Source organism: Kribbella lupini, from assembly GCF_039529595.1.
GTDB classification, from domain to species: Bacteria; Actinomycetota; Actinomycetes; order Propionibacteriales; family Kribbellaceae; genus Kribbella; species Kribbella lupini.
Genome location: NZ_BAAANC010000001.1, coordinates 2,404,227 through 2,427,009, shown reverse-complemented (window position 1 = coordinate 2,427,009; position 22,783 = coordinate 2,404,227). Strand labels below are relative to the sequence as shown.

At 71.3% G+C, this 22,783-nt stretch carries 22 protein-coding genes; 11 read left to right on the top strand and 11 right to left on the bottom strand.

What is annotated here, in order from left to right; genetic code table 11:
- Positions 1–103: 103 nt before the first annotated feature.
- From ABD235_RS11170 to ABD235_RS11135, 8 genes are all read right to left on the bottom strand, one after another.
- Positions 104–988: a Rieske (2Fe-2S) protein gene (locus tag ABD235_RS11170; protein ID WP_344172792.1), complete on the bottom strand. Its 885-nt coding sequence runs from the start codon at positions 986–988 to the stop codon at positions 104–106.
- A 101-nt stretch (positions 989–1,089) separates the two neighbouring features.
- The gene (locus tag ABD235_RS11165) at positions 1,090–2,673 is read right to left on the bottom strand and encodes an FAD-dependent oxidoreductase (protein WP_344172790.1); all 1,584 of its coding nucleotides are present in this window, start codon (positions 2,671–2,673) and stop codon (positions 1,090–1,092) included.
- On the bottom strand, positions 2,670–3,395 hold the full coding sequence (locus tag ABD235_RS11160; protein ID WP_344172788.1) for a class I SAM-dependent methyltransferase: 726 nt from the start codon (positions 3,393–3,395) through the stop codon (positions 2,670–2,672). Before ABD235_RS11160 ends, ABD235_RS11165 begins: the two co-directional genes overlap by 4 nt.
- Positions 3,392–3,742: a lycopene cyclase domain-containing protein gene (locus ABD235_RS11155; RefSeq protein WP_344172786.1), complete on the bottom strand. Its 351-nt coding sequence runs from the start codon at positions 3,740–3,742 to the stop codon at positions 3,392–3,394. The genes ABD235_RS11160 and ABD235_RS11155 overlap by 4 nt, the downstream gene beginning before the upstream one ends.
- A complete protein-coding gene (locus ABD235_RS11150; RefSeq protein WP_344172783.1) occupies positions 3,739–4,092 on the bottom strand; it encodes a lycopene cyclase domain-containing protein in 354 nt (117 codons plus the stop codon). Before ABD235_RS11150 ends, ABD235_RS11155 begins: the two co-directional genes overlap by 4 nt.
- Positions 4,089–4,991 (bottom strand): phytoene/squalene synthase family protein, encoded by a 903-nt coding sequence (locus tag ABD235_RS11145; protein WP_344172780.1) that lies wholly within the window; start codon positions 4,989–4,991, stop codon positions 4,089–4,091. The genes ABD235_RS11150 and ABD235_RS11145 overlap by 4 nt, the downstream gene beginning before the upstream one ends.
- 68 nt (positions 4,992–5,059) lie before the next feature.
- Positions 5,060–6,586, bottom strand: coding sequence for a phytoene desaturase family protein (crtI, locus tag ABD235_RS11140; protein ID WP_344172778.1), 1,527 nt, complete (start codon positions 6,584–6,586; stop codon positions 5,060–5,062).
- 28 nt (positions 6,587–6,614) lie between these two features.
- Complete coding sequence (locus tag ABD235_RS11135) at positions 6,615–7,739, bottom strand: polyprenyl synthetase family protein (protein WP_344172776.1); 1,125 nt, start codon at positions 7,737–7,739, stop codon at positions 6,615–6,617.
- Between the two features lie 198 nt (positions 7,740–7,937).
- Here ABD235_RS11135 and ABD235_RS11130 point away from each other — a divergent pair, with 198 nt between their 5' ends.
- Complete coding sequence (locus ABD235_RS11130) at positions 7,938–8,291, top strand: PRC-barrel domain-containing protein (protein ID WP_344172774.1); 354 nt, start codon at positions 7,938–7,940, stop codon at positions 8,289–8,291.
- A 23-nt stretch (positions 8,292–8,314) separates the two neighbouring features.
- Here the strand turns inward: ABD235_RS11130 and ABD235_RS11125 are convergent, their stop codons facing one another.
- Positions 8,315–8,785: a DUF7144 family membrane protein gene (locus ABD235_RS11125; RefSeq protein WP_344172772.1), complete on the bottom strand. Its 471-nt coding sequence runs from the start codon at positions 8,783–8,785 to the stop codon at positions 8,315–8,317.
- Between the two features lie 204 nt (positions 8,786–8,989).
- On the opposite strand from ABD235_RS11125, the gene ABD235_RS11120 reads away from it, so the two are divergent.
- The 3 genes from ABD235_RS11120 to ABD235_RS11110 all read left to right on the top strand — a co-directional run bounded on the left by ABD235_RS11120 (position 8,990) and on the right by ABD235_RS11110 (position 13,278).
- Positions 8,990–9,484 carry a hypothetical protein gene (locus ABD235_RS11120; RefSeq protein WP_344172770.1) on the top strand — a complete coding sequence of 165 codons (495 nt, stop codon included), beginning with the start codon at positions 8,990–8,992 and terminating at the stop codon, positions 9,482–9,484.
- 94 nt (positions 9,485–9,578) lie between these two features.
- Positions 9,579–10,433: a cytochrome bc1 complex diheme cytochrome c subunit gene (gene qcrC / locus ABD235_RS11115; RefSeq protein ID WP_344172768.1), complete on the top strand. Its 855-nt coding sequence runs from the start codon at positions 9,579–9,581 to the stop codon at positions 10,431–10,433.
- 112 nt (positions 10,434–10,545) lie between these two features.
- Positions 10,546–13,278, top strand: coding sequence for a winged helix-turn-helix domain-containing protein (locus ABD235_RS11110; protein ID WP_344172765.1), 2,733 nt, complete (start codon positions 10,546–10,548; stop codon positions 13,276–13,278).
- Here ABD235_RS11110 and ABD235_RS11105 read toward each other — a convergent pair.
- The gene (locus ABD235_RS11105; RefSeq protein ID WP_344172763.1) at positions 13,247–13,693 is read right to left on the bottom strand and encodes a DUF6069 family protein; all 447 of its coding nucleotides are present in this window, start codon (positions 13,691–13,693) and stop codon (positions 13,247–13,249) included. The two genes, ABD235_RS11110 and ABD235_RS11105, sit on opposite strands and share 32 nt — an antisense overlap.
- A 237-nt stretch (positions 13,694–13,930) precedes the next feature.
- Between ABD235_RS11105 and ABD235_RS11100 the strand changes: the two genes are divergently transcribed.
- From ABD235_RS11100 to glsA, 7 genes are all read left to right on the top strand, one after another.
- A complete protein-coding gene (locus ABD235_RS11100) occupies positions 13,931–14,482 on the top strand; it encodes a hypothetical protein (RefSeq protein WP_344172761.1) in 552 nt (183 codons plus the stop codon).
- The gene (locus ABD235_RS11095) at positions 14,467–14,988 is read left to right on the top strand and encodes an RDD family protein (protein WP_344172759.1); all 522 of its coding nucleotides are present in this window, start codon (positions 14,467–14,469) and stop codon (positions 14,986–14,988) included. The genes ABD235_RS11100 and ABD235_RS11095 overlap by 16 nt, the downstream gene beginning before the upstream one ends.
- Before the next feature lie 79 nt (positions 14,989–15,067).
- Entirely contained in the window at positions 15,068–15,550 is a 483-nt protein-coding gene (locus ABD235_RS11090) for a DUF1269 domain-containing protein (protein ID WP_344172757.1), read from the top strand.
- A gap of 76 nt (positions 15,551–15,626) precedes the next feature.
- Complete coding sequence (locus ABD235_RS11085) at positions 15,627–17,153, top strand: leucyl aminopeptidase family protein (RefSeq protein ID WP_344172755.1); 1,527 nt, start codon at positions 15,627–15,629, stop codon at positions 17,151–17,153.
- The gene (locus ABD235_RS11080) at positions 17,150–18,817 is read left to right on the top strand and encodes an AbgT family transporter (protein WP_344172753.1); all 1,668 of its coding nucleotides are present in this window, start codon (positions 17,150–17,152) and stop codon (positions 18,815–18,817) included. The genes ABD235_RS11085 and ABD235_RS11080 overlap by 4 nt, the downstream gene beginning before the upstream one ends.
- Before the next feature lie 9 nt (positions 18,818–18,826).
- A complete protein-coding gene (locus tag ABD235_RS11075) occupies positions 18,827–20,623 on the top strand; it encodes an SLC13 family permease (protein WP_344172751.1) in 1,797 nt (598 codons plus the stop codon).
- Position 20,624: 1 nt separating this feature from the next.
- Entirely contained in the window at positions 20,625–21,659 is a 1,035-nt protein-coding gene (gene glsA, locus ABD235_RS11070) for a glutaminase A (protein ID WP_344172749.1), read from the top strand.
- Here glsA and ABD235_RS11065 read toward each other — a convergent pair.
- Positions 21,628–22,779, bottom strand: a complete 1,152-nt coding sequence (locus tag ABD235_RS11065) for a S1C family serine protease (RefSeq protein ID WP_344172747.1) — start codon at positions 22,777–22,779, stop codon at positions 21,628–21,630. The genes glsA and ABD235_RS11065 overlap by 32 nt on opposite strands.
- Between the last annotated feature and the right edge of the window lie 4 nt (positions 22,780–22,783).

Here is a 22,783-nt window from a genome sequence, read left to right as displayed (position 1 = left end):
AGCGACCGGTCGATCGCCTACCGCTTCACACCGCAGAATTCTTCGCCATCTCCACGCGGCGCACAACTTCCGACCGCCAAACTTGTGCAGGGTCCGCAGCGCCTCAGCGGCCTTGGCTTCGGAGTTGGTAGCGGCGTTCGGCGTACGCCAGGTCGTCTTTCCAGAGCCGGGCCGCGGCCCATTTCATCGCCGGGCGGAGTAGCGGCGCGGCGCGGCGGGCGACCTGGAAGCCCGGGCGGTCCGACGCCGCGATGGTGGCTTCGATCACGGCCGTCCGCGGTACGCCGTCGCGGTCGGCTCCGAGGGGCGTCGCGTGGGTCTCGACGACGCTGCCTTCGCCTTCGCCTTCGAGGATGCGCATGACGACCGTGCGCGGTCCCGGGCAGGTGAATTCGGCACGTACCGGTACGCCGATCGGCCCGCCGAGCCGGAAGGTCACGTCGACGAGGAACCGGTCGTCGGCGGGGTCGTCGGTCTCGGCGGGTGTCTGCAGCACTCGCAGGTCGGAGAACGAGTACGGGTGGAACCAGGCGCCGTGCCACGGGTCGAGGCGGTTGGCGACGATGTCGACCGGTTCGCACCGGCCGGTCATCACCGCGACGGCGTCGAGCTGCTTGCCGGGTGGCCGCTGGGGGACCGGCGGCAGAGCGGTCGGCTCCTCGCGGCCGACGCGGTCCAGGCGCACCCAGCACAGGACGCCGTCGTCGTGGCTCGGGTACGCCAGCCAGCCGTTGCGTCCGTGGTCGTCGCCGACGCTCATGCCGTGCCAGCGGCACACCACCTGACCGTGCTCGATCTTGCCCAGCGCCAGCGGTGCGCCGAGGTGTGGACAAGCGCCTGGACCCACGCGCAGCTCGCCGTCGGTCTGCCGCCAGGCGACCAGCTCGGTACCGGCGACCGTCGTACCCGTCGGCCGGTCGGCCCGGATGTCCCGGCTGGCCGCGAACACGAACCAGTTGCCCGACGGACGAGCCGTGGCTCGCTTCACCGCCGCCTCGATGAGCGCGGGCGACGCGTCACGGTAGGTCGGAACCTGTTGTGCCCAAGGCTGTTTCGGCCGCCACTGAACGGGCCATCGTGAGCTGCTGTTCATCGTGCCTCCCACCTGTTCGTGCCGAGTCGGTCCAGGCCGCGGATCCGGCCGCGGTTCGGGACGGTCCACAGGTCGTGCCCGCGCAGCCCGAACGAACCGAGCAACAGGTTCGCGGCGTGCATGCCCGTGGTGGCCGCGCGTTCCATCAACGCGACCGGCAGGTCGATCCGGATACCGTCGCCGGCCAGCACGACCCGCTCGTCCGGGGTCCGAACGGTCGGCCGTCCCGCGAAGCTGCCGGGTGCGAACAGCGGACAGTCGTCCCGCCACAGATCCACGCTGTCGAGTACGGCGGCGTCGGCGGTCTCGGGATAGACGGCGTGCAGCATCTTGTCCACGTTCGCCGCCACAGCCGGTACGGCGGACGCGCTGTCGGCGGCGCTCACGCCCAGCTCGGCGGCCGCGTAGGCGTGGAGCTCGACCACCGATCCGCCCCGGCGGCGAGCCCAGTCGCGGGCTTGGTCCTCGTACCGTTCGAGGACGGAGATGTTGTCCAGCCGATCCCATCCGCCAGTGCCCATGAACGCCGGCCGCTCGGCCGCGACGGGCTTGTCGAGCCACAACCGTCGGACCAGGAACGGGGGAGCGGTCCGCAGCCCGGCCACCTGGTCGCGCCAGGCCTCGGCGCCCAGATCCGGCGACGATCGCACCAGCGACTGCAGACCCGCGATGTCGGTGGCGAGCACGACCGCGTCGACGTCGGTGCTGCCCTCGGCGAGGTGGACGCGGAAGCGCCGGGCCCCGCCGCGTTCGACGGAGCGCACGGGCGTCGCCGTACGGACTGCTACGCCTAACCCGGTCAGGTGGTCGCCGAGCGGATCCCACAGCGCGCCGGAGAAAGTGCCCGTCGGTACGTCGAACAGCAGGCCTTCCGACGAGCCGAGGAAGTACAGGTGGAACATGACGGCCAGCTCCGCCGCGGACAGGTCTCCGGGATCGGCGAAGAAGCTGCGCGAGAACACCTCGAAGGCCAGATGCCGCGCGGCGACCGGAAAGTTGATCGCGGTAAGCAGTTCGTCGGCGGCGACGTGGTCGAGCCGGTGGTAGACGTCCGGGACGCGCACGGTCGCCAGCGGCAGCGCCGCTTTCGCGTTCAGCCGGAGGAGATCGCTGGTCGCGAAGGTCGGGCTGCGCACGGCGAAGGCCAGCGCGTTCCACGGAGGCCGGCGAGGCAGCCCGCGGAACGTGTCGGTCCGGCCGGTGTGATCGATCAGCGGGTAGTCGTCGACCGGTGTCAGCCGTTCCAGTTCTGGGTCCGTGCGCGTCAGCAGGCCGCGCAGGTTGTAGTACTGGCGGAAGAACGCGTGGAACCCGCGGCTCATCGTCACCGAGGTTCCGTCGCTCAGCTGGTGCGGCCACGCACCGACGCGACCACCGAGGTACTGCTCCTTCTCGAACAGCTCCACGTCGACACCACGCTCGGCCAGAGCGGTCGCGGCCGCTAGCCCGGCGATGCCGGCGCCGATGACGGCGACCCGCCGCCGGCCGGTCGGGTCAGCGGAACCAGTCGGCCGTGGCGGGCTGTGCCGTTCGGCGCGAGGATCGGACGGTACGGCGAAGGTCGGACGCGGACGGGTCATGCCGCCTCGGACCGGGTGCCGGTGAAGGTGTGCGCGACGCCGCGTTGCCAGCCGGACATCTGCCCGACGCCGACGTCGGTGAAGCCGGCGCCGGCCAGCCGCTGGCGGAACGCGGCAGCTCCCTCGAAGGCCAGCACGCTGCGCCACAGGTGGCGGTACAGCGTGGAGTCGCCGGTCGCGAGCCGACCGGCGGGGATGATGACACTCCAGCAGACCGCGTTCCAGACCGCCCGCGCCGCCCTCGAGTCGGCCACCGAGTACTCGTGGACCGCCAACCGGCCGCCCGGCCGAAGAAGCCCGTGCAGCTTGGCCAACCCCGCATCGACATCAGCGAGGTTGCGCACGAGGTACGCCGCCAGGCAGGCGTCGAACGGGCCATCGAGCTCGAGGGCCTCGATCGAGGCGTGCACGAAGCGGACCGACGACGGGAACCCCTTGGCCCGCGCCTGTTCGAGCATCTGGGCCGACGCGTCGAAGGCCACGATCTCCGCCCGGGGCGCGACGGCGAGCAGCGCGGCCGTCGATGCGCCCGTTCCGCAACCGGCGTCGAGCAGCCGCAAGCCGTCACCTTGCCGCGGCAGCTCCAGACGAGCCGCGGACAGTCGCAACTGGCGGTGGTACCCCGGGCTGGCGCCGACCAGCCGGTCGTACGCCGAGGCCCCCACGTCGAACGCGGCGGGTACTTCGCTGCGCGGCAGTCCATCGATCCGTCGGCTGCTCATCGAACCTCGTCTCGTCGTCGCTCGGGGGAGTGGTCTCGGCGACCGCGGCCGCTGCGTTCCCACAGCAGCAGCACCGCGGTGACCAACGCCGACCCGAAGACGAAGTCCTCGACCGGGATGTCCCACGGAAATCTCAGGCCGGTGATGTGGTCGGCGTCGTACAGCACGATCGGCGCGTTCAGGTTCGTCAGCCACCCGTCGACGGGGATCTGGAAGCCGAGCACGATCACCATGCTGATCCAGTACGCCGGACGCCGGAACAGGCCGGTGCGCAGCCACGCGAGCTCCAGCACGACGACAGCGACCAGGGCGACCACCGCGGGCAGGGTGTAACCGATCCCGCTCATCCCGGCACCCGTTCCCGGCGCGCTCGGCGGAACCGGCCGATCCGCGCGAGCATCAAGGTGACGGTCTCGTAGGTGAGCAGCCCGCAGGTCGGGACGACGACGAAGAAGACCAGTTCCTCGACCGGGATGTCGAACGGCAACGTCCACCCGGTGACGTACGCCGGGTTGTAGCTCCAGATCCCCGCGGCGATGGCGATCGCGTCCCACACCAGGAACACCACCGCGACCGGCAGCAGGGCCCGCATCCAGCGGGCGGGCCGTCGGTACACGCGAGCACCGATGAGTTCCAGCGGCAGCGTGATCGCCACGCAGGCCGCCATCACCAGGAGGTACTGCCAGTGGTCGCTCAAGAAGCCGTCACCTCACCGCTTGCCGGGGGCACCCATCCGCCGGGTCGGCGGCGCCGGACCCAAACCGCCTGAGCCAGCGCGGCAGTGCCCACCACCAGTTTGCGCCGCGCACCGACGCTCGCCCGGCGGGAGAAGACGTCGTACCCGGCGTCCTCGATCCGTTGCAGGATCTCCGAGTACAGCACGTACGCCGTCCGCACGCACGGCCGCGACACCTCGGCGAGCTGGTCGATCCCCGGCTCCGCCTTCGCGTACACCGCGCGGGTGGCCGCGATCTGAGCCCGCAACGCCGCGATCACCCGAGGGTCGGTCCGCCGGTTCCGCACGCACCAGCCGATCCGGTCCGGATCGACGCCGGAGGCGGCCAGTTCGTCCAGCGGCAGGTAGATCCGGCCGCGTTCGAAGTCCTCGGCGACGTCGCGCAGGAAGTTGGTGAGCTGGAAGGCCAGTCCCAGCGCGGCGGCGGCCGGAGCGGCCTCGCCGGGCGGTGCGACGGTGCCGAGCACCGGCAGGACCTGGAGCCCGATCACCTCCGCCGATCCCCGCGTGTAGCGGTAGAGGTCCGGCCGGGTGGCGTACCGCTCGACGGTCAGATCCATCCGCATCGACGTCAGGAAGTCGTCGAACAGGCTGTGATCGATGCCGTACCTGCCGATGGTGTCGACCGCCGCGGCCAGCACCGGATCGCGGCTCTCGCCATCGGTCAAGCCGTGGCGCAGGGCGTCGCTGACCTCGGCCAGCGAGGCATCGATGTCCGCGGTGGTGGCGCCTTCCGGCGGGAGGTCGACGATGTCGTCGATGTAGCGCGCGAGCCCGTACAGGGCATGGATCGCGGGCCGCTGGGCCGGTGCCAGCATGCGGGTCGCCAGGAAGTAGGTCTTGCCGTGCTGCGCGTTCAAGCGCCGGCAGCGTGCATACGCTCGCCTCAGGTGAGGCTCGGTGATGCCGGCCGCGTCGAGCTCTGCTCTCATCGGGAGTCTCCTGTCGACGGGACCGGTCGTCGTCGGCGTGCCCCGACCGGGCCGGTGATGCGGTCGGCCGCCAGGCGGCCGGACAGCAACGCTGTCGGTACTCCGACCCCTGGGACGGTGCCGCCGCCGGCCAGGACGACGTTGTCGGTACGCCGGGGAAAGTTGCCCGGCCGGAACGGTCCGGTCTGGGCAAAGGTGTGCGACCAGGCGAACGGGGTGCCCGAGACCATGTCCAGCCGGGCCCAGTCGGCCGGCGTGATCAGATGCCTGACAGCGATCGCCGAACTCAGGCCGGGCGCGAAACGCTTCTCGACCAGATCGACGAGCTCATCGGCGTACCGGTCACCGTCGCGATCCCAGTCCAGTGCCGGAGCGTGCGACAGGTTCGGGACCGGCGCGAGGATGGAGATGGTGTCCGCCGCCGGCGGCGCCAGCGAACGGTCCGTGGCGGTGGGACGCGTGATGAGCAGGGACGGGTCACGCATCAGCTGGCCGGTGTCGATGAGCTCGGTGAAGGTCGACCGCCAGGCCGCGCCGAACGAGATCGTGTGGTGGGCGAGGTCGGGCAGCGGGCGGTGGAGGCCGGCGTGCAGTACGACGGCCGACGGCGCGGCGCGGAGGGGGACCGGCCTGCGCGGTGCGCCTTCGAGGAGCTGGTAGCTGACCGGCAGCTCGGTGGTCAGAACGACCGCGTCGCAAGGGATGCGGCGCCCGTCGTCGGTGCGGACAGCGTTGACCCGGCGTCCCGCGCGTTCCAGCGCCGTCACCGATACGCCGTACTCGAAGGTCACGCCCGCGTCGGTCCCCGCCCGCGCGAGTGCGTCGGGCACCGCGCTGACTCCGCCCGCGGGGAAGAACACGCCGCCGATCGTGTCCATGTAGGTGATCACGCCGTACAGCGCCAAGGCGGCCTGGGGCGACTGGCCGACGTACAGGGACTGGAAGGTGAACACGCGCCGCAGCCGCTCGTCGCTGATGAAGCGGGCGATCGCCGGATCCAGCCGCCGGAATCCGCCGAGCGCGACCAGGTGCGCCAGTTGCGGCGACAGCATCGAGAGCGGTGAGTCGAAGTTCGAGGCGACGAACCGGTCGAACTCGACGCGGTACAAGGTCTGGAGCCATTCGCGCAGGCGGACGTAGCCGCGCGCGTCACGCTCGCCGGCGAAGTCCCGCACTGCCTCGGTCATCGCGTCGGCTTCACGCCGTACGAGGAGGTTGGTGCCGTCGGCGAACTTCGCGTCGTACGCCGGATCGAGCTCGCTCAGGTCGAGCAGCCGGTGCCGATCGGCGCCGACCGCGGCGAAGGTGTCGTCGAGGATCGAGGGCATCGTCAGCACGCTGGGGCCGGTGTCGAAGTGGTGGCCGTCCACATCGTGCCGCCCCGCCCGTCCTCCCGGTGTGCTCGCGCGTTCCAGCACCGTCACGGTTCGCCCGCGGCCGGCGAGGTGGAGCGCGGCGGCGAGTCCGGAGAATCCGGCACCGACCACCACGACGTGGTCGGTGCGGCCTGTCACCGTACGCATGGCTGCCGGTTCCTTCGGACGCTGCGCATCAGTGACTCCTGCTGGTGCAGCGGTCGGCGAGCAGCAGGAGTCCTCGTCGGGGGAACGGAGGAATCGCGGGAGCGTTGGCCAAGGCGACGAGTGCGTCGTCGACCCGGCTCGCGATCGCCCGCTCGGCCCACTGAGTCGCTCCGCTGTCGAGGATCAGCTCTTGCCACTGGGCAACCCACGCGTCCTCGTCGGGCCCCGGCGCAGGTCGTTGCCCTGACAGTCTGGCCAGCTGCCGGCGCTGGCGGTCGTCGGAGAGATCGCGTGCGGCGACGATCACCGTGGACGCCTTGTGCTGCCGCAGATCGTCGCCGAGCGGTTTGCCGGTGACCGCGGGGTCGCCGAAGACTCCCAGCAGGTCGTCGCGGAGTTGGAACGCCTCACCGATCGCGGATCCGTACCGGCACAGCGCCGCCGTCACGTTCGGCGAGCAGCCTGCCAGAGCAGCGCCGAGCTCCAAGGGTCGTCGTACGGAGTAGTTGCCGGACTTACGGCGGGCGACATCGAGGACGGCGTCGAGCGAGGTGGTGGCCCAGTTCTCGTTCAGGAGGTCGCTGAACTGTCCGACGGCGAGCTCGCTGCGCAGCAGATCGAAGACCGGCCAGGCTCGGTCCAGCGCCTCGCGGGGCAGCTCGGCCTCGCGAAGCATCCGCTCCGCCCACACCAGGCACAGGTCCGAGAGCAGGACGGCCGCCGAACGACCGAAGCGCTCGGGCTGGTCGACCTTGTCCGCTGCCCACCTGGCCAGTTGCACGTGGACCGTCGGCGCACCTCGGCGGGTCGCGGACTCGTCCATGATGTCGTCCTGGATCAGCGCGAACGCGTGCACCAGTTCGAGGCTGGCCGCGGCCTGGGCGGCGCCGACGGATTCGGGACGGCCGCAGAGCCAACCGAGACAGGCGAACGTCGAGCGAATGTACTTGCCGCGGGCCACGAAAGGGGCGAGGGTCTCGCCCAGGATCTCGGTGTCCGGCGCTCGGAAGTGTTCGGCGCAGCGCCGGCGAATGAACTCCGCGACCGTTGTGCGGGTGTCGAGGACGTGAGTCTCGAGCCACTCCTCGGGGGAATCGTCCGGCGCCGCGGTCACCAGGTCGTGGTCCGCGCGGATGGTCGACGGCTGTACCAAAGCAATCTCCGTCCTCGAGTTGTCTCACACCTACTTCCGCCGAAGCCGCCTCGCCGGATGCAGCCGGTCCGAAACTTGTGCAATCAGGGGTCGTGCGTAAGTTCTGCTGGTCGGTGCCCCGGGGATCGACCGCCGAAACCGCAAAGTTGTGCAGTGCGCGCCCCGATTGGCGCGGCCCGCGCGGGGGTACTGAAAGTCATGTTTCCCGCAGAGAACTTGCGCGACTGGAGTGGCCAGAAAGTCATCGACCCCGACGGGGACAAGGTGGGCGAGCTCGAGGCGGTCTACGTCGACACCTCGACCGACCAGCCGGCCTTCGTGACGGTGAAGGTCGGCATGCTCGGGAAGCGGCTGGTGTTCGTGCCGGTCGACGGCGCCACCGTCTCACCGAACGCGGTCCGCGTGCGCTACCCGAAGAAGCTCATCCACGAAGCGCCGTCCATCGACACCGACGGCGAGCTCACCGGAGCGGAGGAGCCCAAGGTCTTCGCGCACTACGACCTGCCGTACACCGCCACCTCGGTCGGAGAGCGGCGGCTCGGCCGGCGATGACGGACCGCGCCAGATGAAAGGTCTTACGGCCTGGGGTCGGCGTGCCGGGCGGCGTGACGAGGGCGGGTCAGGGACCAGATGACCCAGACGTCGAGCGCGATCAAGAGCAGCGCCCAGAACGGGGCGTAGGGGATGAAGAAGAAGTTGTCGATGGCACTGAACCAGGCGACCACCAGGGCGAACGCCTCCGCCCAGCGGGCTCTGGAGAACAAGGCGACGCCGGCCGCCACGGCGATCACACCGAACACCACGTGCATCCAGCCCCAGGCTCTGACGTCGAGGTCGTAGGTGTAGGCCCGGACGGCGGTGAAGAACTCGCTGTTGATGATCGCGACCAGCCCGGCGATCAGGTGGAAGGTGCCGATCATCAGCAGCATCGCCGCCGCGAACGCGACCCCACCGCTCGCCCAGTCCGACGCGGTGCCTGACTCTGCGCGGTGCTCGGTGGTGACGTACGGCCGGGCACCCTCGTCGTCGGTTCGACCGTGGGCCATCGGGGTCCACCTCCTGCTCGGCACCCGGCGGACGCCGGGCGCGCATCGACCGTAGGTCCGTCCGGGCAGCTCTCGCGTCACCCTTGGTGGGCGACTGCCGGCGCGGCCTCATCTTCTCGGGGTGATCTGCGCCGGCCCGATCGGGGCGAGCATGCGGGTGTGCGCCGCGGACAGAGGGTCGCGACCGGCTGCTAGGAGACTGCGATGAACCAAGCGCTGCTGAACTCGCTGACCGAGGCCGAGCGCCTGCTGGTGGCCGAGGCCGAACGTGACGCGGTCAAGAGTCTCGACGAGGACGAACTGCTGGAGCTGCACCAGCGGATCCGGCGGGCGCGGACGAAGTACGTGAAGAACTACCGTCGCGCTGCCGGAGCGGCGGTCGCCGAGGCCGGTGGACGTGGCCAGTCCTATCCGAGGAACCAGCGGGACCGGGACAAGGCGGAACTGTTCGAGACGGTGCTGGCGCGGGTGAGCCGCGAGGTCGCCGGAGCCGCCAGGCAAGCCGCGACGGAGCTGCGGAAGGAACGGATCGCTGCGGCGCGACCCGCCGAGCGGGAGGGTCGGCCGACGCCGGCGGCGCACGATTCCGGTCCGGACGGCGTACGGCGACGGGCCACCAAGACCACCGGCGGCCTGAAGCGCGACGCGTCGTCCCGCGCCGCCGGCGCCCGCCGGCAAGCCGCCCGCGACGCCCGCTGACCCCACCCCGAGCCTCGCGGATCACCCGGTTCGGGTGATTTCCGCGGTCTGGGGCTCGGGTTTGCTGGTGGGGCGTGAGCCGGGAGGTGCGGAGATGCGCGATGCGGACAGGACGGCCGCGCGGCCGTTGCGCCGAGGCCGGCTCGCCAAGGCGCTGGTCGTCTGCTCCGCGCTGGTGGCGGTCGGCCTGGCGTACGCCGTACTGGCGCCGCAGAGCGCGACGGGTGCGGACGGGCCGCAGTCGCAGCAGATCGAGGAGGGCCGGCGGCTGTTCGCGGTCGGCTGCTCCAGCTGCCACGGGCTGCACGCCGAAGGCGGCACGAACGGCGAGGGCCGCGAGACCGGTCCGACGTTGATCGGCGTCGGCGCGGCCGCGGTCGACTTCCAGGTCAGCACCGGCCGGATGCCCGCGGCGCAGACCGGCACCCAGATCGCGCAGAAGCCGCCGGTGTACACGACCGCGGAGATCGCGGCGCTGTCGGCGTACGTCGCCTCGCTCGGCCCGGGCCCGGCCGTCCCGGCGGAGGAGTCCTACGACGTCGCCAACGCCACGCAGGAGGAGATCGTCCGGGGTGGCGAGCTGTTCCGTACCAACTGCACGGCCTGCCACAACTTCGCCGGCCGCGGGGGTGCGCTGCCGCACGGCCGCTACGCGCCCTCGCTGATGCAGACGACGCCCAGGAACATGTACCAGGCGATGCTCACCGGCCCTCAGCAGATGCCGGTGTTCTCCGACCAGGTCCTGCTCCCGCAGGACAAGCGAGCGGTGATCGCCTACATCGTGGCCCTGCAGGAGTCCGAGGATCCGGGCGGCTTCCCGCTCGGACGGCTGGGCCCGGTGTCGGAAGGCCTGTGGGGATGGGCGGTCGGAATCGGGGCGCTGGTCGCCGTCGCGGTGTGGATCGGAGCGAAGGTGCCCAGGGTCGGCCGCCGGCGAACGGAGGTTTGAAACGCGATCTCCCCTGCCGGAACCGTCGCGAACCGGTTAGTGTCGATATTTTGCAGGCCGATGAGCGGAGACCACACAGAGTTCACGGTACGTCGGCCGGGGAGGGGCGACGATGACGAGCACCTCGACGCCGCACCACGGCGAGCCGGGCTTCCGCCTGCGAACCGGCGAGGGATTTCCCCAGCCGCCGTTGACGCTGGTGACCCGTGAACGGCTCCACACCGCTCTCGACCTCGGCGCCCGGGGCCCGCTGACGTTGCTCGTGGCACCTGCCGGCACCGGCAAGACGGTCCTGCTGTCGGACTGGGTCAGCCGCCGAAGACGGGCGGATCGGTCCATGACCTGGCTGTCCGGCCAATCGCCCGACCTGCTGCGGGAAACGCTGCAGGAGCTGGTCGGCGCCGAACCGCCGACCTGTCCCGATCCGATCGTCGTCGACGACGCCCACCTGCTGCCCGCCGCGCTGGTCGCGGACCTGGCACAGCTCCTGAAGCACTCGTCGTACGCCGTCCGCCTGGTGCTGGCCACGCGGTACGACCTGCCGCTGCCGGTGGCGGAGCTCGAGTTGCGGGGACTCGCGCTGACGCTGCGCTCCGACGACCTCCGTTTCACCGACGTCGAGGCCGCCGCACTCGTGCGGGCACATGCCCACGACGCCACCGGGGACGACGTCCGCTCGTTCCAGGCCCATGCGGGCGGCTGGGCCGCCGCGCTGGTGCTCGCCGCCCGGACCTTCGCGTCCTCCGGTGCCGGGTGGCCGCTGCTCAGCAAGCGCCCGGTGCTCGATCTCCTGCTCGGCGAGAGTGTGGGCACACTCGACGACAGGGTCCAGGCGATGCTGCTCAGCACCTTCGGGGTCGGCACCGTCACCGGGCCGTTGGCGGTGATGCTCAGCGGGGACGCCGACGCCGGTGCGATGCTGGCGGACCTGGCCGGCAACGGCTTGCTGGTGACCGCCTACGTCGACGGCGAGGACGGCGAACCGCTGTTCCGGTACCACCCGTTGATGATCGAGCTGCTCCGTCGCAGGGTCGCCGGCAGTGCCGAGGACAGCCAGACGGTTGCCGCGGCGCACCGTCGATCAGCGCTGCACTACGAGAACCGTGGCGACGGGAGAGCCGCGCTGCGCCGGGCGCTCGGGGCCGACGATCCCGTCATGATGGCCCGGATCCTGCTCGGGCACGGGCCGGAGATCCTGGCCGCGGGGGAGCACGAGCTGGTGACCGCCGGTTTCGAGACCCTCCCGGAGGGCTTCCTGGCGTCCCGCCCGCACCTGTACGGCGTCCGCGGTCTGCTGCGGCGGGTCTGCGGGGACGCGGCCGGCGCGGTGATGGACGCGGCCTCGGCGGACGACGTCGCTGCCTCCATGGAGGCGGGGCCTTCGACGGCCGATGACGACGCTCTGCACGCGGACACGATGCTGCTGCGGTTGTGGGAGGCTCGCTACGGCTGGTACGACGTCCGCTCCGCCATCGACCGGGCCCGGTCCCTGCTGGCGATCGACAGCGCCGAGAACGGCGGCGGCGCCGAGCGCGGTGTCGCGCGGGGCGCCTGGCGCAGGCGGGCCGTCCTCGCGCCCGAGCGGATGGCCTGGCTGCTGGTCGACCTCGCGGCCGCCGAGACCTGGGCCGACGAGCTCGACGCGGCGCTGATCCACCTGGACGAGGCCGTGGTCACGGCGCGCGTCGCTCACCATGCCCGGTTGGTCGCCGGTGGGCTCGCGCACCGCGCGGTCGTGCAGTACGTCCGCGGCAACGTCCAGACCGCGGCGGAGTCGGCGCAGGCCGCACTCGACACGGTGGACCAGGACGAACTGCCGCACGAATACGCCGTCCGCGCGCAGCTGGTGCTGGGGCTGGCGGCGATGAGCCAGCTCGATCCCGCCCTCGGCCGACGCTGGAACGACTCGGTCGTGGCCGCAGGCCCGGCCGATTCCGACAGCCTGGTGACGACCCTGCACACGATCTTGCGTGCCCTGCTGCTGATCGAGGAGGGCCGCCTGGACGAGGCGTCGCGAGAGCTCGTCGGCGAACCGGCGGCCGCCGGGCCGTTGCCGTCGTTCCTTTCCCGCGACCTGGCGCTGATGCGGTTGTGGCTGGCCGTGCTGGTCGGTGACCGGACCAGGGCTGACGCGCAGCTCGACGACCTCGACCGGACCGGGAACAGGTCCGTGGCCGAGCTGGTCCGGACGATGATCTCGATCGGCGAGAAGGACCTGGAGTCGACGGTGACGTCGATCGACCGGATCCTCGACCAGCCGGAGCTGTACCCGCCGATCGCGGCGGCGGCCGCGTCGTTCCGCACCGTGCTGCTCGTCCGGCTGGGCGACGAGCCGGCCGCGGAAGCGTCGCTGGTCGACGCGCTGAACCGGGCCACGCCGCAGGGGACCCTGCACGCCCTGGTTCCGGCGGGAGGCGAGTCGGTGTTCGTGGACCAGTTGCGCATCCACCTGGCCGGTCCGAACCCGCATCCGTTCGCGGCCGTCGGCCTCGAGAAGCTGTCGGGCTACCTGAGCGGGTCGGTGCCCACCGGCGGCATGACTCCGTTGGCGCGGACGCGACGCAACCCGGTGGCCGCGCCGGCGCGGAGCCTCGAGGCCGTGGTCAACGGGGCGCGGATCCGGCTGACCGCCCGCGAGGCCGACGTACTGGACCAGCTCGCGCTCGGCAGCTCGTACACCGAGATCGGTCAGGCGCTCTACATCACCGACAACACCGTCAAGACGCACCTGATGTCGCTCTACCGCAAGCTGGGCGTGGAGAAGCGGTCGGCGGCGCTCCGGGTCGCGCGCACCGTCGGCCTGACCGAGCAGCTCAGAGGGCTCCACGGCCCGGGACCGCTTTGACCGCGACCTCGGTCAGCAGCATCCCCGTCGCGGCGCCGACGGTGAGGTTGATGATCGCGGTCGCGACCTTCGAGGTGATCGGGCTGTCGACGACGAACGGCGCGGCCGCGGCCACCAGCGTGGCCAGGACGACGATCCAGCCGAAGAACCTCAAGGGCCGTGGTGTGGTCACCAGCAGCAGGTGCAGCAAGCCGGTGGCCACCAGCGCGGCGAGGGAGCACGACAGCGCGTAGGTCACCGTGTCCGCGTCGCCCCACGCCCCGGCGCCCTCCGGGGCGAGCACCGGTACGTCGAACAGACCGCGCGCGAGGAAGATCCCGACGACCGCGATCAGGCCGGCGATCACCGCCGTGGCGACGCCTCCCGACCACAGGCGGCCGATCCACACGCGTCCACCGTTCACCAACTCGCTCATCAGCCCTCCGGTACGCCGTGATCGTGACGATCGTGGCGGTCCGGCGCGGTGAGTTCATCCCCCGCAGCGGGTGATCGGTCCCGAGGACCGGGCGAGGTCCGCGTGAGCCCGGCGACGTCGGTCGTCGAAACCCGGCCGCCCGTCGCCGCCTGCGGAAGTGGTGCACGGGCTGGATCACCCGCCGCGGGTGATCCAGCCCGTGCGCCCGACGGCGAAGGTGGCGGCAGACGCGGACGGGTGGAGGCACGGCATGCGACAGCGCACGCGAACCGGACCCGCGCGATGACCCGGCCGGGCGCGGTGCTGGGACGGCTCGCGGGGAAGGTCACCGGCCGCGTCGTCGAGAGCGTCGAACCGGACGTCATCCTGTCCCACGTCGACGTCGACGCCCTGCTCGACCGGGTGGACCTGGACCGGCTGATCGCCCGCGTCGACCTCGAAGGCGTGCTCGACCGGATCGACGTCCAACGGCTGCTGGATCGGATCGACGTCCAACGACTGCTGGAGCGAGTCGACGTCCAGCGGCTGGTCGAGCGGGTCGACCTGAACCGCGTGGCCGCGAGCCTGGACGTCGAGCTCCTCGTACGGCGGTCCGGTCTGGCCGACGTCGTCGTCGAGAGCCAGACCCGGCTGGCCGGTTCACTCGTCGATCTGGTCCGTCGGCAGCTCGCGGGACTGGACACCGTGCTCGACCTCGTCGTCGTGCGGCTGCTGCGCCGGGACCCCCGCGCACTGCCGACCGCGCCGCCGCTGCTCGACGTACCGGAGCAGGCGTGGACCGACGCCTGACGGTCACCGGTCACTACGCGGGCGCGGTCAGCCGGGCCGCCGCGACCGCGCTCGACGCGTTCGTCGTCCTGGCGTCGTTCGCGATCGGCTTGGGCGGACTCGAGCTGCTGGCCACCGCCTTCTGGGGAGCGTCGGTACGGCGGGCAGTGCCTGCCGTGGTCGGCCTGTCTGTGCTCGCGTTCTGCTACGCCTTCGGATTCCTCGCGATCGCGGGCCGGACGCCGGGCCAAGGTGTCGTCGGTCTGCGGGTCGTGCGGTCCGACGGTGGCACCATCCAGGCCGGCCAGGCGCTGGTGCGGGTGGCCGCGTTCGTGGTCAGTGTGCTGCCGGCGGGCGCGGGACTCCTGCCGGTCGTCTTCCATCCCCGGCACCGCGGTCTGCACGACCTGATCGCCGGTACGGCCGTCGTCTACGACTGGGGAGACCGCAGCGCCGAGCTGCCCGGTCCGCTGTCGGCCTTCCTGATCCGCGCCGAGAAGCAGCGGCGAAAGCCCGGATCACCCTAATCGGAGGATGTCCCGGCGGCGGCCGGTTGGTGGGATGAGGACCGCGCACAGCAGACGCCGACCCGGGAAGGACTACGACATGACTCATCTGGTGGTGCTCGGTCTGGACAGCCGCGAGGATGCCGAGAAGGTCATCCAGCTGACCGAGGAGCTGGCCAAGCAGGCGTTGCTGCAACGCGAGGACGCGGCGATCGCCTACAAGGACGAGAAGGGCAAGGTCCGCATCCAGCAGACGATGAGCCTCACCGGAGCCGCGGCGGCCAGTGGCGCGTTGTGGGGCACGCTGATCGGGCTGATCTTCCTGAACCCGATCGCCGGCCTGGCGGTCGGCGCGGCCAGTGGGGCGATGGCCGGCAAGCTGACCGACGTCGGCATCAACGACCAGATGATCAAGGAGGTCGGCCAGCAGCTGCAGGAAGGCAAGGCGGCCGTGTTCCTGCTCGCCCGGTCGGCCACGGTCGATCGGGTGGTCGACGCGCTGAAGCCGTACGGCCCGACGGTGATCCAGACCAACCTCAGCAAAGAGCGCGAGGACGAACTCGTCCAGGCCCTCCAGCCGTGAGCGGTTGAGCCGAACAACTGAGCGCCCGGAGCACGGCGCCGCGGTGACGGCGCCGTCCTTCGGCGGAGGAGATCAGATGACCACGACCACAACGGACTTCGACCCGATCCCTTCCACCCGGCAGCGGGTGCCGGTCCGGGTGGTGGCGGCGAAGCAGGCCGCGGAAGAGGCCGACGCCATCGCCGTACCGGTGTTGCTCGGCACCGAGCCGCCGGACGAGCTCGGCGCGGACGCGGCCGAGCTGGCGTCGGCCGGGTTCACCGCCGAGCGGGGGCAGACGCTGGTCCGGACCCGGGTGGACGGCCCGATCCGGGTCGCGGTGGGGGCCGGCGAGCCCGATCGCATCGACGTCACGCTGGTCCGCGACCTGGCCGCGGACTTCGCGCGATCGGTTCCGTGGCACCGGCGCCTCGCCGTCGAAGTACCGGCGCAGGGTTCGGGCATCTCGCCGGCCGACTTCGCGCAGGCGGTGACGGAGGGCGTGCTGCTGGCGCGCTGGCGGTACTTCGTCGGCCGGGACGCCGATCGTGCGTCGCTCGAGTCGCTGCTGGTCGTCGCTCCCGACGAGGTCGCCGACGAGGTGGCGGCCGGCGTCGAGCGCGGCCGGGTCGTCGCCGAGGCCTACTGCCTGGGCAGGGATCTGGCGAACTGCCCGGCCAGCACGCTGTCGGCGGCCCGGATGGCCGAGGTCGCCGTCGAGGTCGCTCCGGCGGCCGGCCTCGAGGTCGAGGTGTTCGACAAGGACCAGCTGATCGCGATGGGGTGCGGCGGCCTGCTCGGCGTCAACCGCGGCAGCGTCGAGCCGCCGCGGATGATCCGGCTGCGCTACCGCCCCGACAACCCGACCGGGACGATCGCGCTGGTCGGCAAGGGCGTCATGTACGACTCCGGCGGCATCAGCCTCAAGCCGAGCGACGAGTCGCACGCGCAGATGAAGAACGACATGTCGGGGGCGGCGGCCGTGCTCGCGTCGATGACGGCCCTGAAGGCCCTGGGCTGTACGACGACGGTGACCGGCTACCTGATGTGCACCGACAACATGCCGTCGGGCTCGGCGATGAAGCTGGGCGACGTCCTGCGGATGCGCAACGGTACGACGGTCGAGGTGCTGAACACCGACGCCGAGGGCCGCCTGGTGATGGCGGACGCGCTGGCGCTGGCCACGGAGGAACCGGTCGACGCGATCGTCGACATCGCGACCCTGACCGGGGCGTGCCTGCGCACGTTCGGGGTCGAGATCGCGGGCGTGATGGGGAACGACCCGGCCGTGGTGGAGCAGTTGCGGCGGGCCGGCGACGTCGTCGACGAGCCCGTCTGGGAGCTTCCCCTGCACCGGTCGTACCGCAAGCAGCTCGACTCGTCGATCGCGGACCTGAGCAACATGGGCGGTCCGAACGCCGGGTCCATCACCGCCGCGCTGTTCCTGGAGGAGTTCGTCGACGGCCGGCCCTGGGCCCACGTGGACATCGCGGGCACCGCGCAGCTGGCCGAGCCCCGGACGTGGCGCAACAAGGGCGCGACCGGCGCCGGCACCAAGTTGCTGATCGAGTTCGCGCTGCGGTTCGCCCGCCCGGCCGCCGGTTCCGGGGAGACCCGGCCGTGAACGCCAAGACCGTCGAGGAGACGCCCGCCAAGAAGGGCGGGATGCAACGCGTTCTGGACGGGATCGAGCGGGTCGGCAACAAGGTGCCGCACCCGGCCCTGATCTTCCTCGGCCTGATCGTCGCCGTCATCGTCGTCTCCCAGATCCTGGCCTGGACCGGCGCCAGCGTCACCACCGAGGTCGCCGAGCCCAGCACGTCGGAGGTCGCGCCGGTCTACCCGGGCGGGACCAGCGTGCCCGGCAACGACGCGCCGCCCGCGGCGGCGGTGCCGGACTTCGAGGTGCACGAGGAGACCATCACCGCCGAGAGCCTGCTGACCGGCGACGGGATCCGGTTCATCTTCACCACGGCCGTGCAGAACTTCAACGACTTCGGGGTGGTGGCCGTCATCCTGGTCGCGATGATCGGCGTCGGCGTCGCCGAGGAGGCCGGCCTGATCGCGGCCCTGATCCGCAAGATGGTGAAGGTCGCGCCCAAGGGGGCGATCACGTTCATCATCGTGCTGCTCGGCGGCATCTCCAGCGTGGCCTCGGACGCCGGTTACCTGGTGCTGATCCCGCTCGGCGCGGCCGCCTTCGCCTCCCTCGGTCGCCATCCGCTGGCCGGGATCGCCGCGGCGTACGCCGGCGTCAGTGCGGCGTTCTTCGTGAACGTGCTGATCACCCCGGCCGACGGCATCATCACCGAGGTCACCAACGAGACGATCGCGCTGGTCGCGCCGGACGTCCATCTCAACGTCACCCACAACTTCTACTTCAGCATCGCCGCGACGATCTTCTGCGCGATCGTCATGACCGTGATCACCGAGCGCATCCTCGAACCGAGGCTCGGCAAGTACGACGCGTCCGAGGCGCCGGCCGACGCCCCGGCCGACCACGTGCCCAGCGAGGAGGAGGCCGCACTGGAGTCCCGCGGACTGCGCTGGTCGGTCTACTACCTGCTGGTCGCCGCCGCGATCGTCTCGGCGCTGACGTTCATCCCGAACGCTCCGCTGCGCAATCCCGAGACCGGCGAGATCTTCGGGTCCTCACCGTTCATGAGCAGCCTGCTGTTCATCATCTCGATGCTGTTCCTCGCGGCCGGCCTCGGCTACGGCCAGGGCTCGAAGTCGCTGACCGGCAGCACCAACGTGATCAACGCGATCGTCAAAACCTTCAACGGTCTGGGCGGCCTGATCTTCCTGATGCTGCTGATCGCCCAGTTCATTGCCTACTTCAACTACACCAACATGTCGACGCTGGCCGCGACCGGCCTGGCCGACCTGCTCGAGCGCGCCGACATCGGCGCCCTGCCGTTGCTGATCGGCTTCATCGTGCTGGTGCTGGTGATCGACCTGATCATGCCCGGCGTCATCCCGAAGTGGGCGATCCTCGCGCCGATCTTCATCCCGCTGTTCTACCGGCTGGGCGTCGCACCGCAGACGGTGGTCGCGGCGTACCGGGTCGGCGACGGTCCGGCCAACGTGATCACGCCGCTGATGGTCTACCTGCCGTTCATCGTGCTGGTCTGCCAGAAGTACCGCAAGAAGGCCGGTCTGGGCACCGTGGTGTCGATGATGCTGCCGTACACGATCATCGTGCTGATCGCCTGGACCCTGTTCTACGTCGCGTGGTACCTCATCGGGATCCCGTGGGGCCCGTCCGCTCCGGTGCATCTCGGCTAGGCGGTCGCAGTGGATGACGGAACGGTGAGCCTGGTCGTCCTCGGGCTCACCGTGGCGCTGTTCGTCTGGAACCGGCTGCCGGTCGAGCTCGTGGCCGTGCTGACCGCGTTGGCCCTGTGGGCCACGGGAGTGCTCGACTTCACCGAGGTGCTCGCCGGGTTCGGAGACCCGGTGGTGATCTTCATCGCGACGCTGTTCGTGGTGAGCGAGGCGGTCGACTCCACCGGCGTCACCGCGTGGGCGGGCCAGACGATCGTCCGGTACGCCGGTACGACGCGGGTGCGCTTGCTGGTGGCCGTCACCGGCCTCTGCGCCGTGCTGTCGGCGCTGATCACGCTGAACGGCGCGACCGCGGCGCTGCTGCCGCTGGTCGTCATGCTCGCGCTGCGGATCGGTGAGCCGCCGTCCCGGATGCTGATGCCGTTGACCTTCGCCGGTAGCGCGGGCTCGCTGCTGATGCTGACCGGGACACCGGTCAACATCATCGTCTCCGACGCGGCCGCCGACGCCGGCGCCGGTGCGTTCCCGTTCTTCTCGTTCGCGGTGGTGGGCGTGCCGCTGGTCCTGGGCACGATCGCGATCTCGGTCTTCCTGGGCCCCAAGCTGCTCCCGGCCGCCCGGCCCGCTCATCCGGCCGCCGACCTGGCCGTGCACGCCCAGACGCTCGACAGTCACTACGCCCTCGCCAACGGGTTCTACCGGCTGCGCGTGCGCGAGTTGTCGCGGCTGGTCGGTCAGGACGTCGGCGACCTCGACCTGACGCCGTACCCCGACGTCGTGGTCGTGGGCGTCCAGGACGAACGCGGACGGGCGCGCGTGCACGCGGCCATCGATGTCGGCGACGTGCTGGTGGTGACCGGTCCGCCGGACCAGGTGGGCAGCCTGACCAGCGACTCGTCGCTCGTGGTCAGCACGGCACCGACGCCCGTCGACAACCTGATGTCGCGCGAGGCCGGAGTGGTGGAGGCCGTCATCCCGCCCCGGTCGTCCTTGGTGGGTGAGACGGTCTTTCCCGGGATGCACCGAGGCCGCGACCTCGTCATCATCGCCGTTCAGCGGATGGGCAAGGATCGCGGTGACCGCAAGACCCAGCTGGCCGAAGGGGACGCGATCCTCGTGCACGGACCGTGGGACGCGCTGGACGAGCTGACCAAGGACCGGGACGTCCTGCTGGTGGACTCGCCGGAACTCGTCCGGCGCCAGGCCGTGCCGTGGGGGCCGAAGGCGTCGGTCGCCGTCGCCGTCCTCGCGGCGATGGTGGTGCTGCTCGCGACGGGAGCCGTCCCGCCGGCGATGGCCGGCCTGCTCGCCGCGACGGCGATGGTGCTGACCAAGGTCGTCGGCCCACGGCAGGCCTACCGCGCCATCTCCTGGCAGATCGTGGTGCTGATCGGCGCGCTGATCCCGCTGTCGGCCGCGATCCAGTCCAGCGGTGGCGCGGACCGGATCGCCGACCTGATCGTCGACACCGTCGGGCCGGGCCGGCCGTACTTGTTGCTCGTGGCCCTCTTCCTGCTCACCGCGACGCTCGGGCAGATGGTCAGCAACACCGCGACCGTGCTGATCGTCGCGCCGATCGCGGTGGCGGCCGCGGAAGGGACCGGTACGTCGGTTCGTCCGGTCCTGATGCTGATCGCCGTCGCGGGCGCGGCGTCGCTGCTGACGCCGATCTCCACCCCGGCGAACATGATGATCATGAGCCCGGCCGGCTACCGGTTCGGGGACTACTGGAAGCTCGGTCTGGTCGTGATGGCGTGGTGGCTGCTGACGGCGCTGGTGATCATCCCGCTCGTCTGGCCGTTCTGAGATGCCGTCGCCGGGCAGGTACGTGTCGACCGGCGGCCTGCCGGAGCGGACGAGCGTCGCCGAGGTGGTCCGCGCGGCGTACGAGACCTTCCGCGACGTCGGCGAGGGCGTCGTGTCCGACGTGTATCCCGCGCTCGCCGCGGCCGAGCCGGACTCCTTCGGCGTCTGCGTCGCCGCGACCGACGGGCGGCTGTTCGAGGCGGGTGACGCACGGCAGCCGTTCACGATCATGAGCGTGGCCAAACCGTTCGTGTTCGCGCTGGTCTGCCAGGCGACAGGCCTCGACGCGATCCGCGCGCTGGTCGGGGTGAACGCCACCGGGCTGCCCTTCAACTCCGTGCAGGCGGTCGAGCGGTCGCCGCGCGGCCGGACCAACCCGATGGTGAACCCCGGGGCGATCGCGACCACCAGCCTGACACCGGGCGGTTCGCGGGACGCGCGCTGGCGGTTCGTCGTCGACGGTCTGTCGTCCTTCGCGGGCCGCGAGCTCGGCCTGGACCGGTTGGTCCTCGAGTCGGCGCTCGCGACGAACCACCGCAACCGCGCCCTGGCCGCGCTGCTGCGCAGCGTCGACGGGCTGGCCGGCGATCCCGGCGAGGCGGTCGAGCTCTACACCAGGCAGAGCTGTTTGAGCGTGACCGCGACGGACCTCGCGGTGATGGGCGCGACGCTGGCCGACGGCGGGATCTGTCCGGTGACGCAGCAGCGGGTGGTCGATCCGGACACCGCCCGGGAGACGCTCGCGGTGATGACGATCGCCGGCCTGTACGAGACCTCCGGCGACTGGCTGCTCGACGTCGGCGTACCGGGCAAGAGCGGGATCGGCGGCGGGATCGTCACCGTCTCGCCGGGCAAGGGCGCGCTCGGCACGTTTGCGCCGCGGTTGGACCAGGCCGGCAACAGTGTGCGGGGGCAGTTGGCCGCACGCTTCCTGGCGCGTCGGCTCGGTCTCGACCTGCTCGCCTCGCAGCCGGTGCCGCCGGCACCGGCCGTCGTACCGGGGGCTACGGAGCTGCCAAGGTCAGAGTCGCGCTGACCGGCGTCCCGGCCCGCAGGTAGGTCAGCTCGACGGTGTCGCCGACGTCACGGGTCAGCGTGGCGACGACGATCTGCTCAGTGCTGACCGCGGGTTGGCCGTCGATCGCGGTGATGACGTCACCCGCCTTCAGCCCGGCCTTGGCCGCCGGTCCCGCCGCGTCGACGCCGACCACGAAAAGCCCCGGCGGGGTGTTCGCCGCCTGGGCGACCGCCGGCGGGATCTCCTGGACCTGCAGCCCCGTCGTCGGGTGCCCCGGTTTGCCGGTCCGGATCAGCTCGTCGGCGATCGGACCGGCCAGGTCCAGCGGGATCGCGAAGCCGAGGCCGACACTTCCGCCGCCGCCGATCCCCGCGGCGTTCGGCACGGTGGCGATCGCGGCGTTGACGCCGACCAGGCGTCCTGCGCAGTCCACCAGCGCGCCCCCGCTGTTGCCGGGGTTGATCGCCGCGTCCGTCTGGACGGCTCCGATCAGGTGATGGGTGACTCCGTCGCCCGGGACCGGCACGTACCGGTCCAGCGCACTGACGATGCCGGACGTGACCGTGCTGGCCAGTCCCAGCGGAGCACCGAGCGCGACCACGGGCTGGCCGACCTGCAGCGCCGCCGAGGACCCGAAAGCGATCAGCGGAAACCCCTTCGCTTCGTCAGCGGCTTTGAGTACGGCGAGATCGGTGCTCGGGTCGCGACCGACGATCACGGCGGCGGACTCGTGGCCGTCGCTGTACTGGACCGACACCGCGCCGCCACCACCGGCGGCCACCGAGATCACGTGGTCGTTGGTCAGGATGTAGCCACCCTCGCGGATCACCTGTCCCGAGCCGGTGCCGGCCTGCGCGCCGCGGCGCGCGCTGATCTTCACGATCGAGGGCAGCACCTGGTTCGCCACTCCGATCGCGGCGCACATCGCCGTCGCGGGATCGGCGCCGCCGGCCGAGGACGCCGTACCGGCGGCGCTGTCGTCGCGCTGGACGGCGACGAAGATCAGCGAGGTGACCAGGGCACCGACGATCAGGCCGATCGCGGTCGTGATCGACAACAGCCGGACGGTCCCGAGCCGGCCGCGGCCGGGCGATGAGGGGGTGGCAGGGTCCGGCGGGCCGCCGTCGGTCTGGACCATCTGG

Bases quoted from the DNA above. Each gene is read 5' to 3' on its own strand.
- ABD235_RS11165 (WP_344172790.1), bottom strand. From the start codon at position 2,673: ATGACCCGTCCGCGTCCGACCTTCGCCGTACCGTCCGATCCTCGCGCC.
- ABD235_RS11160 (WP_344172788.1), bottom strand. From the start codon at position 3,395: ATGAGCAGCCGACGGATCGATGGACTGCCGCGCAGCGAAGTACCCGCC.
- ABD235_RS11155 (WP_344172786.1), bottom strand. From the start codon at position 3,742: ATGAGCGGGATCGGTTACACCCTGCCCGCGGTGGTCGCCCTGGTCGCT.
- crtI (WP_344172778.1), bottom strand. From the start codon at position 6,586: ATGCGTACGGTGACAGGCCGCACCGACCACGTCGTGGTGGTCGGTGCC.
- ABD235_RS11130 (WP_344172774.1), top strand. From the start codon at position 7,938: ATGTTTCCCGCAGAGAACTTGCGCGACTGGAGTGGCCAGAAAGTCATC.
- ABD235_RS11125 (WP_344172772.1), bottom strand. From the start codon at position 8,785: ATGGCCCACGGTCGAACCGACGACGAGGGTGCCCGGCCGTACGTCACC.
- ABD235_RS11120 (WP_344172770.1), top strand. From the start codon at position 8,990: ATGAACCAAGCGCTGCTGAACTCGCTGACCGAGGCCGAGCGCCTGCTG.
- qcrC (WP_344172768.1), top strand. From the start codon at position 9,579: ATGCGCGATGCGGACAGGACGGCCGCGCGGCCGTTGCGCCGAGGCCGG.
- ABD235_RS11110 (WP_344172765.1), top strand. From the start codon at position 10,546: ATGACGAGCACCTCGACGCCGCACCACGGCGAGCCGGGCTTCCGCCTG.
- ABD235_RS11105 (WP_344172763.1), bottom strand. From the start codon at position 13,693: ATGAGCGAGTTGGTGAACGGTGGACGCGTGTGGATCGGCCGCCTGTGG.
- ABD235_RS11090 (WP_344172757.1), top strand. From the start codon at position 15,068: ATGACTCATCTGGTGGTGCTCGGTCTGGACAGCCGCGAGGATGCCGAG.
- ABD235_RS11085 (WP_344172755.1), top strand. From the start codon at position 15,627: ATGACCACGACCACAACGGACTTCGACCCGATCCCTTCCACCCGGCAG.
- glsA (WP_344172749.1), top strand. From the start codon at position 20,625: ATGCCGTCGCCGGGCAGGTACGTGTCGACCGGCGGCCTGCCGGAGCGG.
- ABD235_RS11065 (WP_344172747.1), bottom strand. From the start codon at position 22,779: ATGGTCCAGACCGACGGCGGCCCGCCGGACCCTGCCACCCCCTCATCG.